The following is a 14640-nucleotide window of genomic DNA, read 5'->3' as shown; positions in this document are numbered from 1 at the left end:
AATCCCCCATTTTAATGAGTTAAACTAGATTCAAACTAGAAAAACATATATCCATAAATTCAAAATAACTTTATTAAAGTTAAATAAATTTTGAATATGATTTATACTATGTTATAAAGGTATATTTAATAGTTATCAAATAATTTTAAAAGTAAAAAATAGATTACATGAAACTTTAAAAAAAATAAAAGAAAAAATTAGTCAATAGAATTAAAAGCTTTTTCAATAGCTTCTTTTTGATTCATATCTTCACAAGCCTGTTCAACTCTCTCAACATCTGCTTTTGTTTCAGGATATCTTGGAACTGCATGACATCCACCATCATCTAATTTTGAAATTTCAAAAGTTCCAATGTCTTCAGCAATCCTAGTAATTTCTAATTTATCCAATCCTATTAATGGACTTAAAATAGGCATATCTACCCCATGACGAGTAGCTAATATATTAGATAATGTTTGGGAAGCAACTTGACCAACACTACTCCCATCCACAATAGCTAAAGCCCCATATTTATGAGCTAATTTTTCAGCTATTTGATACATTCCAGATTTACATAACACACATGTCATTTTCTCAGGAGCTTTATCTTTAGCTTGTTGTAAATATTCCCCATATTTAACAACTTTTTTAGTAATAGGAACGCCTTTTGCATAAGTTTGAAGTTGATTAATTATTTTATCAAAGTTTTCATGAACTTTTGGTCCAGTAAATGGAGAATTGTCACAATGAAGAGCTATAACTTCACAACCTCTTTTCATCATAAGATAAGTTGCTACAGGAGAATCAATACCACTTGATACTAAAACAACGACTTTTCCTTGTGTTCCTAAAGGAAGACCTCCAGGACCATCAATTTTTTCATGATAAATAAATGCCTCATCATCTCTTACTTCAACATAGATTTTGAGTTCAGGATTTGTTAAATCAACAGGACAACCTACTTTTTTAACAACTACAGAACCACAAAATGCAGCCATTTCTTGAGATGTGAAATCATGGTTTCCAACTCTCCTGCATTTTATTGCAAATCTTGTATTTTCACCTATAAAACCTTCTTCAACAAGATTATCAACATATTCATTTAACGTTTTTTCAATATCTTCATAATTTCCATAAGTTGAAACAGCAGGAGAATATGATACAACACCAAATACATTACTTAAATTTTCTAAACAATCATCATAATTTTTTGGGAAAATATATATTCTCCCCTGATTTCTATCAACTTCACAGTCAATAGCTGCTTTAATATTTTTAACTAATTTACGTTCAAAACGTGCCCTTACTTTTGAACTTTTTAAACCTATTTCACCATAACGTGCTATAACTACATCATAATTCATTTTATTAATCCTCTTTTAATACTTTAAGACGTCCAGCCATAAATTTAAGAGTAGATCCTTGTACCAATACAGATATACAAGTAACAACCATTACAATATCAAACATCATTTGAGCATTGAAAATATCATAAACCAATGGATAAAATGCAAATACAATAGGTACTGCTCCTTTAATTCCAGCCCATGAAATAAATGCTTTTGATGGGCGGTCTATGTCAAATGGAGCCAGTGATATATATACTGCAATTGGTCTTGCCACAAATGTTAAAATCAATGCAATTAATATTGCAGGAATAAATACTGGTATGAGTTCTTTTATTGATGAAAATGCACCAAGCAATACAAACATTACAATCTGCATAATCCATGCAATCCCTTCAAAAAAGGATAATTGAGTATATTTATATTTAATTTTACAATTACCAATAATTACTGCTGCGAGATATACTGATAAAAATCCATTTCCACCAATAACTTCTGCGACTGCAAATGAAAGAATAGCTGCAGATAATAGTAATACTGGATATAATCCTTCAACACTTAATTTAATTCTTGAAAGTAATTTTGAAAATCCTTTACCTAATATTAAACCTATTATTATACCTAAAATTAATGATTTAAAGAAATTAAGCACTAATAATACAATAGATGTTTCAGGATGAACAATTAAATAAAGTACAGATGTTACTAAAATATATGCCATAGGATCATTTGTAGCACTTTCCAATTCAAGCATATGATCCAAATTATCTTTAATACGAAGTTTTTGCGTTTTAAAAATTGAAAACACTGCTGCTGCATCTGTAGAAGATATAATTGAACCTATTAAGAATGAATCTAACCATCCTAACCCAAATAATATGTGAACTAATATTCCTACAACCATTGCAGTAATCAAAACTCCAACCGTAGATAACGAAATTCCTTCCCAAGTTACTCTTTTAATATTAACTAATTCAGTATCCAAACCTCCCGAAAACATGATAATAATCAGGGCAAATATACTTATCGATTGAATCAAACTATAATTAGTTATTGTTGATGAAATAACTGAATTAGTGTCTAATATTAAACCTACAATTAAAAAAATCAATAATGCAGGAACACCAATTTTAGCTGTGAATTTACTTAACAATACACAGACTAAAAGTAAAAATCCTATTAATAATAATACTAAATGAATATCAAACATATTATCTCAATTTCTAATTTTAACATGAAATATATTGTTAAAGGTCTTATAAATTAAATAAGACCCATAGCAACATTTAATGCTTCTTCCATGTTTTCATGTTGAGGACCTGCTCCTTGAGCAAGAGTTAAACGACCTCCACCGCCACCGCCAAGAACACTTGCGGCTTTTTTAATTATCTCATTTACTTTAATATCACAGTCAATAGCTTTTTGAGAAGCAGCTCCAACGATTTTACCTTCGTTATTACCCATTAAAACAACATCTGCCTTGTTATTATCTGTAAAGTCAGTTGCAATTTTTTGAAGTTCTTTGAAATCAGCATCGATTAACTGTTTAATAACTTTAAGACCATTAATTTCAGTAACATCATCAGTTAATGAATTCATTTTTAAACTAGCTATCTGTGATTTTAATTTATCAATTTCATTTTTCTGTGATTTCCATTCCATGAAAAATCTATCACAAGTTTTTGGAAGTTGATCATTATCTACTTTAAAGATTCCAGAACTTTCACGAAGTAATTTATTTTCATTTTGAATAGATTCAACTGCAGCAATACCTGCTGAGAAATCAATCCTTTCAACACCATCCTGAACTCTTTCAGTTTTATTAATTTTAATTGGACCAATATCCCCTGTTCTTAAGACATGCGTACCTGCACAAGCTTGAACATCAATACCTGGTATTTTAACTACACGGATTGATTTACCTGGAACAATACCTCCCTGATAAAGTTTAAATCCATATAATGATTCAGCTTCATCTCTTGTATGGAATTTAATATCTAATTCTATATTATCCATTACATATTCATTAGCTAATTTTTCAATTTCATTAAGTTCCTGTTGAGAAATACGTTTATAATGAGATAAATCTATACGGGATCTACTTACTCCTTTTTGAGCACCAGCTTGCCAAATATGTTCACCTAAAATTTTACGGGCTGCCGCCACTATTAAATGAGTTGCTGAGTGATGGCGAGCTAAAGTAATTCTTCTTTGCCAATCAATTTCACCTTCAACTTTTTTACCAACAAATTGGTCTAAATCAATGTCTTCATCTATATGATGTAAAACAACATTGTTAACTTTTTCAGCATAAACAATATTAAGCAAGTTACCATCGATAGAAATAGTACCTACATCAGAAGGTTGTCCACCACCTTCGGGATAAACTATAGTTTTATCAAATACTAATGTGTTTTTACCATCTTTATTAACAACACCTAAAACTTTTGCTTCAAATTCTTTTTGATTAAAATCTTTATAGAATAATAAATCAGTTTCAGGATAATCTATTTCAAAAGATTTCTTTTTATTAGTAGTATCTTTTTCATGAGCTCCAGCTACAAGAGTAAAGAAATTATCTGGAACATTGACTGTGAAATTATCTCCAGCTATTTCAACAACAGTTTCAGGAGGAATTCCATGAGCATCATATAAATCCATTAACATGTCTAAAGGCATTTCAGTTTCACCTTCTTTTTTAAGTCTTTTAATGGATCGTTTAACAATACTAGTTCCTTTTTTAATAGTAGATTGATATCTTTCCTCTTCAAGAGATATGATGTTCATAATATGTTCTTTAGAATCTTCAATTTCAGGATAGAATTTAGTTAAAAATTTAAGCTGAATTCCCATAACATCCTCCAAGGATTCTGTCATGTTTAATTCTTTCATAAAACGAATAGTTCTTCTTAAAACTAAACGAGCTAAGTAACCTTCTTTTACATTTGAAGGAATAATACCATCAGCTAACATGAAAGCAAGACAACGAGTATGATCAGCAATAATATAAATTGCTTCCATCGGTTCTGCAGATTCTAAAAGTTCATCTAAAGTAATGCCTAAACTATTAGCTACCTGTTGACGAAGTTCTTTAATATCACCAATATCTTCAATATCCATCATACCAGCTATTTGAGCATTACGTGCCAAAATATCAGTGTTGACTTTAACATTAGTTAAATCTTTTAATTTATCAACTACTGGAGCGAAACATGCATCGTAAGCAGTAGGAGTTCCTTGAGAAATCCAAGCAATTCTTTCCAAACCATAACCAGTATCTACAACTTTAATTGGGATTTCTTCTTTTTCACCATCGTCTAATGTTTTATATTGGATGAAAACTAAAGTAGCTAATTCCACACCACGAACACAAACTTCATAACAAGGTCCTTCATTACCTCCACCACTCCACCAAGATTTAATGAAGCATATTTCTTCGGTATTAATTCCTATATATTTAAAGAATTCATGGCAAAGTCTTATTGTCTCATCTTCCCAATAAACAAAATTATCCTCAGTATTTATTACCGTATGAGATCCCATTGTAAAACAAGTCATGTGTCTACCAGTTCTTCCAACATTATCTACATCGTTTAAACGAACTGAAGGTTGTTCTATTTCTAATGGGTTAGCTGGTGGTTTAACCATACCTGAAGTTACCCATGGTTGGAAACAAAATATTGAAGCTCCAACTAAAAATACATCATCTCTCCACCTTTTAGCTAAAATTGGATAACGTTTAATAGGAGTATGTCCTTCTTTTTCTAAAAATTCTCTGAAAACTTGTTGAATTTCATATAAAGTATAAGGTTTATCAGTTGCAGGGTTTCCAATAAATTCATATTCATCACATGGAGCATCCCCACAAGTATCCCTGTCAACTTGTGCGTAAAATTCATGTCCACAAGTTTTACATGTTTGTTTTTTATAACCAAGTTTATTGAATATTTCTAGCATTTCAATCAATTTTAAAAAATCTATTTATTATAATGTAATATTTATTTTTAATATAATAAATATATTTTTAGAAAAATTTTAAAAAATAATCTGTTAAAAACTAGAATTAATGAAATCTAAGTAAAAATAAAGCTTAATAAATAAAAATAGTTGTTTAAAAAAAGAAAAGAAAAAGATAGAAAAATCTATCCGAATAAAGCACCTAAACCTGCAGCTGCTTCTTCTTCTGCTTCTTCTTCATCTTCCTCTTCTTCCTCTTCTTCTACAGCTGCTTCAGCTGCTGCTGGAGCTGCTGCTGCAGGAGCTGCTGCCATTGCAGTAGTTTCCATTGCTTCATCAATGTCAACATCTTCTAAAGCTGCGATTAATGCTTTAATCCTAGCATCATCAGCTTCAATTCCTGCTGCCTCTATAATACTTTTAACATTTTCTTCGTTAATATCTTTATCTGCACTGTGCAAAATCATTGCCGCATATATATATTCCATGTTATCACCATTAGTTTATAATCTAATAATTTTGTAAGGTTTGTAAATAATAAAAAATTTTAATTAATTATTTTAACCGAAGAGAGCCCCTAACCCAGCTGCTACTTCTTCTTCAGCTTCTTCTTCCTCTTCTTCCTCTTCTTCTTCAACAGTTTCTTCAATAACAGGAGCTGCTGCAACTGCTACATTAGAAAGTTTATCAGCTAATTCATCATCTAAAGCACCCTCAGTATCAGATACTTCTGATGCTAAAGCTAACATTTTAGCTTGTGCAAGACCAATAATTGTTTCAGAGGTTTCAGAAGTCATTATTGCTGCATCAACACCAACATTGATTGCTCTGGTGTATGCAAGAGTAATGATTGTGGAAATAGTTTCCTCTGTAGGAATAGCTGCATTAACAGACAAGTTGAATGCATTTCTGAATGCACCTTGGATATCTGCTAAAGTTTGTTCTTCGTCGATTGCGAGTACGTCTGAAGTATAAATTGATTCATCTTCATATACTGCTCTTAAATCGATTCCAACTTCCATAGGATTAATATCCATTCTTGATAAAGTACTTGCAACAGCAGCAGATACTTCTTCACCTGCTTCTACAAGAACAGTTTCTTTAGAAACAACAATTTTACCTTTATCAATTTTAGCTGGAATTCCAACTTGTTGTAATTCACCAAGGAATGGACCTGGTTCAAAACCAGTGTCTCCTTCAGGTATAATAATATCATCAGTAGCAATAGATCCTGGTTTAGCAGGAGCTGAAGTTTTACTATCTTCTAATATTTTATACAATTTAAAAGGATTCATTTCAGTTGCGATAACTGCAACTTGACCTTCCATGTGTTCGGATAAATCAACAATGTTGTTTTTATTAGCATTACAATCTTCGAGAGCTAAATCAATAAGATTCTTTTTTGACATTCTGATTACAGCTTTATTATGAAGAGATTTCCTCATTTCTTGAAGCTGTTTTGCTGGAATGTTTAATAAATCAACAATCCCAATAACATCATATTTATCAATAAGATCTTTAAGCTCATTAACTTCTTCTTTTTTCCATTCAGCAACATGAGCCATTAGATCACCCTCACTATTGGACCCATAGTTGTTTTAATAAACATGGATTTAATTTGATTTCTTCCTTTATCTAAATGGCGGTCTAAGACTGTAAGAACAGTTTCAATATTTTCAGCTAAATCTTCATCTGACATGTCTTGGCTTCCAACAATAATCTGAATAGCAGGTTGTTGTTTGATACCAACTTTAACTGTGCTTTGTAATCTTTCTAAGAGAGGACTTAATTTGATACTAGCTGGCACTGGTTTTGGCATTTTATTACGAGGACCAAGAATTGGACCTAAAAATCTACCAACAAGTGGCATCATATCAGCTTGAGCTATAAAGAAATCAACAGAATTTGCTGCTTTTTTAGCTGCTTTCCTGTCTTTTCCTAACTCTTCTAAATCCGCTTTATTAATCACAAGAGCGACACCAGCATCTTTAGCTTGAACAATAAGTTCCCCATCAGCTATGACTCCGATTTTAACATCTTTACCACGGCCGTTAGGAAGAGTAACTTCCTCATTAAACCTATTTTCTGGTTTTTTGACATCTAAGTCGCGAATATTAATAATCATATCCACAGACTGTGTGAAGTTTCTCGGCTTTGATTGTTCTTTTGCCTCCTTCACCGCTTCTAATACTTCTTGTGTCATATTATCCCCCATGAACAAATAAGTGTTCATTGGATTAGTTTATTATTTTGGTTTCATGAGTAATCGATCAAGAAAAAATTCTTCTTCGATTGCATGAATTAAACAGTATATCAATTATAATCGCAATTATAACATCATATACACTGTTTTATAAGTTTAAATTTTAAATTTTGAATAGACAATGTTTATTCAACTAAAACATCATCATATTTTCCTGCATCAACATCTTTTTGTGCTTCTCTTGGGTCTTTACCATCAACAGAAAGTCCCATACTTACACAGGTTCCCATTACCTCTTTGACACCTGCTTTATAATCATTAGCTAATAATGAATCAAATTTCATTCTAGCTATTTTTAAAGCTTTGTCAATAGGTAAATCAGCTACAATATCTGCACCTGGCTCATGAGAAGCTTTTTCAATGCCGAGTTCTTCCATAATGAGAGAAGTAGTTGGAGGAGTACCAATTTCGATTTCAAATTCTTTAGTATCTCTATCAATACTAACTTTAACAGGTACTTTCATTCCTGCAAAGTCTGCACTTTTATTATTAATCTCTTCAACTACTTGCATCATGTTAATACCGAAAGGTCCTAATGCTGGGCCTAATGGAGGTCCAGGAGTTGCGCTTCCGCCTTCGATAAGAATTTCAACTGTATCTTTAGCCATCAGTCAGCCTCCTTTTGAATAATTCTAATTTGATCAGCTTTTACAGTAACCGGAATAGGTACTGCTGCTTCTATTAACTCTAGAACTACTTCTTCACGTGATTCATCAATACGAACCACTTTTGCTCTTTCTCCTTTAAATGGACCAGAAATAAGTTCAACAACACTTCCTTTTTGAATAGAAGAAATGATAGGTTCAGGTTTCAAGAATCTTTTAGTTTCTTCAAAGGTAATTCCATGTTTACCTTCCACAACCCCTCTTAAATGAGGTACTTTAAGATCTGGATTCCTTAAATCTATTTTTGTTGAAGATTCTACTAATATGTATCCTTTTAAAGATTCTGGGACAAGAATTGCAGAAATACCAATGCCTTCAACACTAATAGCTTTGTGAGCTAAAAGTCTAGCAACATTTCTTTCTTGGCCTGCAGAAGTTTTAAGAGCATATATGGAACTATTAGCATCTCCCATGAAAAAATCACCTATTTTTAAGTTAATAAAATCATATAGTTAAGTTAAAAGTTATTATAAAAACATAATTAAACAAGAAACGAATCATGAAATAATTAGATTCTTATAATATCTATATCTATATCAATAATAGTATTTAAAGTTTTCAAAAAAATGAAATTTTGAAATAAAAATTAATATTACAAATTAAATTTTATTATAAATTCAAGATTAAATTCGTAGCAACAATATTTATAATCCTATTAATTCACCAATTAATACTATTACAAAACCAACAACACCAATAATAGCAATTCCAATTGCTACAATTTTTGAAAATTCAAAATATTCTTCTTTATCTGGTTTTCTTGATACTTTCAATACTCTTTTACAATCTTTAATAGTCTTATTAAAACGTTCTTGAACATTCATATAAATACCCTTTTAATAAAAAACTACAGAATTTAATCCTATAGTAGTGAATTATAATAAAATAATAGTAATGAAATAATTTTTTGTTTTAATAATTAATAAAGTTTTCTATGAAAAAAAAGAAAATTTGGAATTTAAAATATTCCATCAATAAAATCATCTAATTGATCTTCATTAGATGTAGTTTCTTGTGATTCTTCAAAATCATCATCAACATCATTATCAGAATCAGATTCAGAAATACCAGAAACAACAATAGTAGTCCTAATAGTATTTTCTAAGCTTTCATCAATTTGAGCTCCCCAAATAATATTAGCTTCAGGATCTAATTTATCAGCAACAACTTGAACAATTTTTTCTGACTCATGTAAAGTCATATCTGAACTACCACAAATATTAATTAATGCACCAGTAGCATTTGAAATATCAATATCTAATAATGGACTGCTTAATGCTTCATGTACTGATTCTAATGCTCTGTCTCCAGAATCAGATTCACCCATACCAATCATAGCCATACCAGAACTACCCATGATACTTCTAATATCTGCAAAGTCTAAACTTACAAGACCACTTTTAGTAATTAATTCTGTAATTCCTTTAACTGCCCTACCTAAAATTTCATCAGAAACCATAAATGCTTTATTCAAAGGAAGATTTGGTGCTACTTCTAATAATTTATCATTTGGAATAATAATCACAGTGTCTGCAGCAGCTTTAAGTTTTTCCAAACCTTCTTCTGCATTATTTCTTCTTCTAATACCTTCTGCTGAGAAAGGCATAGTAGCTACAGCAACAGTTAATGCTCCTGCTTTTTTAGCTAATTTAGCAATAATTGGAGCTGAACCAGTACCTGTTCCTCCACCAAGTCCACAGGTAACAAATACCATATCTGCACCTTCAAGTTCATCCCTGATTTCATCTTCTGTTTCTTCAGCACATTCTTCACCAACAGAAGGATCTCCTCCAGCACCTAATCCTCCACATGTTTGTTTTCCTAAGAGGATTTTTTTACTAGATTGACTATAAAATAAATCTTGAGCATCAGTGTTTACAGTAATTGTTGTAGCTCCTTCGACACCTATTTCATTCAATCTAGAAATAGTATTATTACCTGCTCCTCCAGCACCAACAACAAAAATATTAGTTTTATTTTGTTTAAATAATTCTATTAAATCATTGTCAATATCTGAGGAAATTTTTTCAGGTGCTTTCTTTTCCATTCTTTGTTCGGATTCTTTGATTGCATCATCTATAAATTTCACGGATTAACCCCACATACTCTTTAAATATGTTAACTATTTTTGTAACAACTAATATTTAAATACCACTACTTGTCAAAAAGTAATCAAAATATAATCTATTTTTTAACTTCAATATTATTTATAATAATTTCAAAGCTAAAAATTCTAAAAAATACGTTTAATTTATTGAAAATAAAAATATCCAACTAAAACAACTATTAAGATAAAATAATAAAATTAATTTAATTTATTAATTAAACTATTTCATATAACTACTTTAAAATCAGATATTACTAAAATTAACAGAGTTTTAATTATTAATCATGATTAAATATTAACTTATTTTAAAATACCTAAAATAACCACTATTTTTTAAAAAAAATAAAATAAAAAGTTATTAAGTTAATAAAATTGAAAAACAATCAAATCATTAAAAAAGAAAAATAGATAAAAAAAATTAAATAAAAATAAACAGTTAACAAAAATTAAAACTAATAAATGAATAGTGATACAATACTTTTATATATAATTAAACATGAAAATAACAAATAGTCTCAAAAAATTATTGAAAAGACTAAATTCAAAAATAAATTTTATTGAATATTATTTAATAAAATTAAGATATTTTTATTAAATTAAAATAATATCCGAAGTTTTATTAAATAATTATTACAGAAAAATGTAATTTTGTTAAAAAATATTTGATAAATAACAAAGTACTTTTGAGATTATTAAAAATTAAATAAGGTAATTTAAATGTTTAAATTTGATAAAGAACAAACCGTATTTGACTTTGCTGGGGTAAAAATGGGTGGTCAACCTGGAGAATACCCAACAGTATTATGTGGTACTATCTTTTACGGCGGACACAACATCGTTAATGATGAATTAACTGGTGACTTTGATAAAGACAGGGCTGACAAATTACTTACTGACATGATTGAAATGTCTGATGTAACTGGAAATCCTTGTATTGCTCAAGTTTTCGGACAAACTGAAGAAGCAATTGTAAAATACCTCGAATTTGTAGGAGATAACTACGATCTTCCATTCCTTATAGATTCTACTTCTGGTGATGCTAGAGTAGCTGGTGCAAGATATGCTAATGAAGTTGGTTTAACTGAAAGAGCTATTTACAATTCAATTAATATGTCTGCAGAAAAATCAGAATTAGAAGCACTTAAAGAAACTGATATTGACTCTTCCATTATCTTAGGATTCAACCCAATGAACAGTACTGTTCAAGGAAAAATCGCAATGTGGGAAGATGGAGACGATGGATCTTATGAAAAAGGTTTACTTGAAGTAGCAGAAGATTGTGGTATTACTAAATTTATGATGGATACTGCAGTAACTCCATTAGGACAAGGAGCAGGTATTGCAGGTAGTGCTACTTTTGCAGAAAAATCTAAATGGGGATACCCAGTAGGATCTGGTATTCACAACATCCCATCAGCATGGGACTGGTTAAGAGACTACAAAAACGAAAGTGGAAACAAAACTGCATTTACTGTTTGTGATATTGGAGCAAACATCCTCCAAGTAATGGCTGGTGGAGACTTCGTTTTATTTGGACCTATTGATAACGCAACCATCTGTTTCCCTGCTATTGCACAAACTGATATGTTTATTGCAGAAGCAGCTGCAGAACTTGGTACTGAAGCTATCGAATCACACCCAATTAACAATTTATTATAGATTTAACTTAAATTAAATCAATAACCATCACCATTTTTTTAAAAAAAAAAGAATAAAAAAAGAAAGCTATTGACGTGGCATAGCTATAATTTCATGAATATTTAAATCAAAAACATTAGTCATATTAGCTGGTGTTAAAACAAGTGCAGTATCTACACCATGTGCACGACCACCAATAGCAATAATTTCTTCATCTACAGGAATTAAACCAGCATCTGCAGCCATGATAGAAATTTCTGCAGCTACTTTTACTCCATGTGAAAACATACGAAGAGTATCAGCTATAATATCTGGAGGATTAATACCACCTAATTTATTAGTTATTCCACGACCCACACCACTAAACGCATGTGAACCAATAAAAGTATCAACACCTTTCTCTTCAAGTTTATCAATCATATCATCAGATATATCTATTTCATTAGGTCCACTAAATCCTGCATGATGACTTACATTAATTATTTCTGCATCACCATCAACAGCCTCAGCTAATTTTAAAGCAGATTCACCAGAAGCTGATGCAATAAGAATATACCTAATATCATCAGATTTATCCAATCTTTGTTTAACAAGAGAAATTAATTCATCAGTATAATCTTCTCCTTCTTTTTCAAAATAGGTTATAGAATTTTCCATTGAAATCACCTTAAATAATAATAAATACAATATATTATTTATATTAAATAGTTGAAGGAATTTTATGAGCAAAAATTTAAAAGACATAAAACACGTGATAAATGGAGAATATATTGTAATACCTATTGAAACAGGATACATTAAACCTAATGAAAATTTAAATTCAATAATTAATCCTGCAAAAGAAATTATGGAAAATGGAGACTATTTAGTAATAGCAGAAACACCAATTTCCGTTTCACAAGGAAGATTAATTGATGAATCAAAATATAAACCATCACTAAAAGCTAAATTTCTTACAACTATTTGGAGCAAATATCTATGGGGATATATTTTTGGACCAATTTTAGGAATTAAAAAAAGAACTATTAAAAACTTAAGAAGACTTCCCAAAGAAACTTATGCGCATAAAGAAGTAGTTTTACAATTATATGGTTTGAAACATGCACTAAAACCAGCTTCAGAAGCAGGTATTGATTTAAGTAATGCTCCCGGAACCTGTGTTTCTTTACTTCCGGAAAATCCCAAAAAAGTAGCTGAAAATTTGAAAAAAGAAATTGGAAAAAATGTTTGTGTAATGATTATTGATACTGATGCAACATACAAAAAAAATGGAAAATACTTTACTGGATTACCAATAGCTATTGAAGGCATTGAATCTAACAAAGGAGTTTTTGGTTATGTTAAAGGACAATTAGGAGAAAATATGGGTTCAACTCCTTTAGGATGCAGTGAAGATATTAGTGTTGAAGAAGGTTTAAAAATAGCTAATATTGCTGAAGATTATCAAAAATCATTAGCTACAGAAATGTCCACCATACATAGTGTTAAATCTGTTTTAGGAACTGACGAATCTAATGTAACAATAGAAGCTTTAGATTCTATAACCCACACTCCTGCAGTAATTATAAGAAAGAGATAATATTTATATTAGAAAATACAAATCTAAATCATTGATTATTAATATTAATTATTTTTTGAAAAGCATTTTTAGGAGAAATTAGATGATAGATGACCCCTTAGTAAAGTCCTTATTAACAAATGTTGTAGAAGATGAAAGCAATTTACCTATTGTTCAAGCATTGATTGATGGTGTTGAAACCGACGAAGAAATTGCTGAAAAAACTGGAATTAAACTAAATATAGTTAGAAAAATTCTTTATAAACTTTATGATATAGGATTAGCTACATATAAAAGAAGCAAAGATCCTGAAACACAATGGTTCACATATTCCTGGAAATTTGAAGAACAAGAAGTAATTAATCATATAAAAAATGATTCAGAACAATATCTAAAAATGCTTAATGAAGAATTAGAAAAAGAAGAAGATACCATGTACTTTGTATGTCCACAAGGACATATTAGACTTGACTTTGAAAAATCAACAGAATATGATTTTATCTGTCCAGAATGTGGTGAAGAATTAGAATTCTTTGACAATACCAATTTAATTAAACAGCTAAAAGATGATATTAAAACTGTTGAAAGCAATTATAAATCATTTACTAAAAAAGTTGATGCTTAAGATAACATGGAAATTGAAATTTTAAAAAAAGAAAAAACACCTGAAAATGTAATAGCTCACTCAAAAGCAGTTTATAAAAAAGCTATGATTATTGCATCTAATTTTGAAAATGCAAATAAAGATCTTATTAAACAAGGAGCACTATTACACGATATAGGTCGTTCAAAAACCCATGGAATACATCATGCTGTTGAAGGAGCTAAAATAGTTAAAGAATATGGATATCCCAAAGAAGTTCAAAATATAGTAGAAAGACATATTGGGGCAGGACTTAGTGAAGATGAAGCTATTAAACTTGGACTTCCTAAAAAATCATATATTCCACAAACAATTGAAGAAAAAATAGTTGCACATGCTGATAATTTACTTAGTGGAACAAAAGAAGTAGATATTGATTTTGATATTGCTAAATGGAAAAGAAAAATAGATGAACCTGAAGAAAATATTAAAAGATTAATTGAACTTAATGATGAATTAATTAAACCATTTGAGGAAGATTAAT

Annotated in this window: 15 protein-coding genes; 4 read left to right on the top strand and 11 right to left on the bottom strand. The window is 30.0% G+C overall.

Annotated elements, in window-relative coordinates; genetic code table 11:
- Positions 1-197: 197 nt before the first annotated feature.
- The 10 genes from thiI to ftsZ form a co-directional block, all read right to left on the bottom strand.
- On the bottom strand, positions 198-1343 hold the full coding sequence (thiI, locus tag Q0984_RS07010) for a tRNA uracil 4-sulfurtransferase ThiI (protein WP_299525627.1): 1146 nt from the start codon (positions 1341-1343) through the stop codon (positions 198-200).
- A 4-nt stretch (positions 1344-1347) separates the two neighbouring features.
- Positions 1348-2535 carry a potassium/proton antiporter gene (locus Q0984_RS07005; protein ID WP_299525624.1) on the bottom strand — a complete coding sequence of 396 codons (1188 nt, stop codon included), beginning with the start codon at positions 2533-2535 and terminating at the stop codon, positions 1348-1350.
- Between the two features lie 53 nt (positions 2536-2588).
- On the bottom strand, positions 2589-5282 hold the full coding sequence (alaS, locus tag Q0984_RS07000; protein ID WP_299525771.1) for an alanine--tRNA ligase: 2694 nt from the start codon (positions 5280-5282) through the stop codon (positions 2589-2591).
- 185 nt (positions 5283-5467) lie between these two features.
- The gene (gene rpl12p, locus Q0984_RS06995) at positions 5468-5770 is read right to left on the bottom strand and encodes a 50S ribosomal protein P1 (RefSeq protein ID WP_299525620.1); all 303 of its coding nucleotides are present in this window, start codon (positions 5768-5770) and stop codon (positions 5468-5470) included.
- 72 nt (positions 5771-5842) lie between these two features.
- On the bottom strand, positions 5843-6847 hold the full coding sequence (locus tag Q0984_RS06990; protein WP_299525618.1) for a 50S ribosomal protein L10: 1005 nt from the start codon (positions 6845-6847) through the stop codon (positions 5843-5845).
- On the bottom strand, positions 6847-7515 hold the full coding sequence (locus tag Q0984_RS06985) for a 50S ribosomal protein L1 (protein WP_299525615.1): 669 nt from the start codon (positions 7513-7515) through the stop codon (positions 6847-6849). Before Q0984_RS06985 ends, Q0984_RS06990 begins: the two co-directional genes overlap by 1 nt.
- Before the next feature lie 155 nt (positions 7516-7670).
- Positions 7671-8153: a 50S ribosomal protein L11 gene (locus tag Q0984_RS06980; protein WP_004032376.1), complete on the bottom strand. Its 483-nt coding sequence runs from the start codon at positions 8151-8153 to the stop codon at positions 7671-7673.
- Positions 8153-8623 carry a transcription elongation factor Spt5 gene (locus Q0984_RS06975; protein WP_299525611.1) on the bottom strand — a complete coding sequence of 157 codons (471 nt, stop codon included), beginning with the start codon at positions 8621-8623 and terminating at the stop codon, positions 8153-8155. Before Q0984_RS06975 ends, Q0984_RS06980 begins: the two co-directional genes overlap by 1 nt.
- Before the next feature lie 231 nt (positions 8624-8854).
- The gene (locus Q0984_RS06970) at positions 8855-9034 is read right to left on the bottom strand and encodes a protein translocase SEC61 complex subunit gamma (RefSeq protein ID WP_299525608.1); all 180 of its coding nucleotides are present in this window, start codon (positions 9032-9034) and stop codon (positions 8855-8857) included.
- Between the two features lie 134 nt (positions 9035-9168).
- A complete protein-coding gene (gene ftsZ, locus Q0984_RS06965; RefSeq protein ID WP_299525605.1) occupies positions 9169-10299 on the bottom strand; it encodes a cell division protein FtsZ in 1131 nt (376 codons plus the stop codon).
- Positions 10300-11034: 735 nt separating this feature from the next.
- On the opposite strand from ftsZ, the gene mtrH reads away from it, so the two are divergent.
- Positions 11035-11976: a tetrahydromethanopterin S-methyltransferase subunit H gene (gene mtrH, locus Q0984_RS06960; protein WP_299525602.1), complete on the top strand. Its 942-nt coding sequence runs from the start codon at positions 11035-11037 to the stop codon at positions 11974-11976.
- A 66-nt stretch (positions 11977-12042) separates the two neighbouring features.
- Here mtrH and Q0984_RS06955 read toward each other — a convergent pair whose 3' ends face one another.
- Positions 12043-12612 (bottom strand): pyruvate kinase alpha/beta domain-containing protein, encoded by a 570-nt coding sequence (locus Q0984_RS06955; RefSeq protein ID WP_299525599.1) that lies wholly within the window; start codon positions 12610-12612, stop codon positions 12043-12045.
- A gap of 64 nt (positions 12613-12676) precedes the next feature.
- Here Q0984_RS06955 and Q0984_RS06950 point away from each other — a divergent pair, with 64 nt between their 5' ends.
- The 3 genes from Q0984_RS06950 (at position 12677) to Q0984_RS06940 (ending at position 14639) form a co-directional block, all read left to right on the top strand.
- Positions 12677-13534: a coenzyme F420-0:L-glutamate ligase gene (locus Q0984_RS06950; protein ID WP_299525596.1), complete on the top strand. Its 858-nt coding sequence runs from the start codon at positions 12677-12679 to the stop codon at positions 13532-13534.
- Between the two features lie 82 nt (positions 13535-13616).
- Entirely contained in the window at positions 13617-14138 is a 522-nt protein-coding gene (gene tfe / locus Q0984_RS06945) for a transcription factor E (RefSeq protein WP_299525593.1), read from the top strand.
- 6 nt (positions 14139-14144) lie between these two features.
- Positions 14145-14639, top strand: a complete 495-nt coding sequence (locus Q0984_RS06940) for a TIGR00295 family protein (protein ID WP_299525590.1) — start codon at positions 14145-14147, stop codon at positions 14637-14639.
- The last annotated feature ends 1 nt before the right edge of the window (position 14640 follow it).

It is taken from the genome of uncultured Methanobrevibacter sp., assembly GCF_934746965.1.
Lineage (GTDB): Archaea > Methanobacteriota > Methanobacteria > Methanobacteriales > Methanobacteriaceae > Methanocatella.
This window is presented reverse-complemented; position numbering and strand designations above follow the sequence as displayed.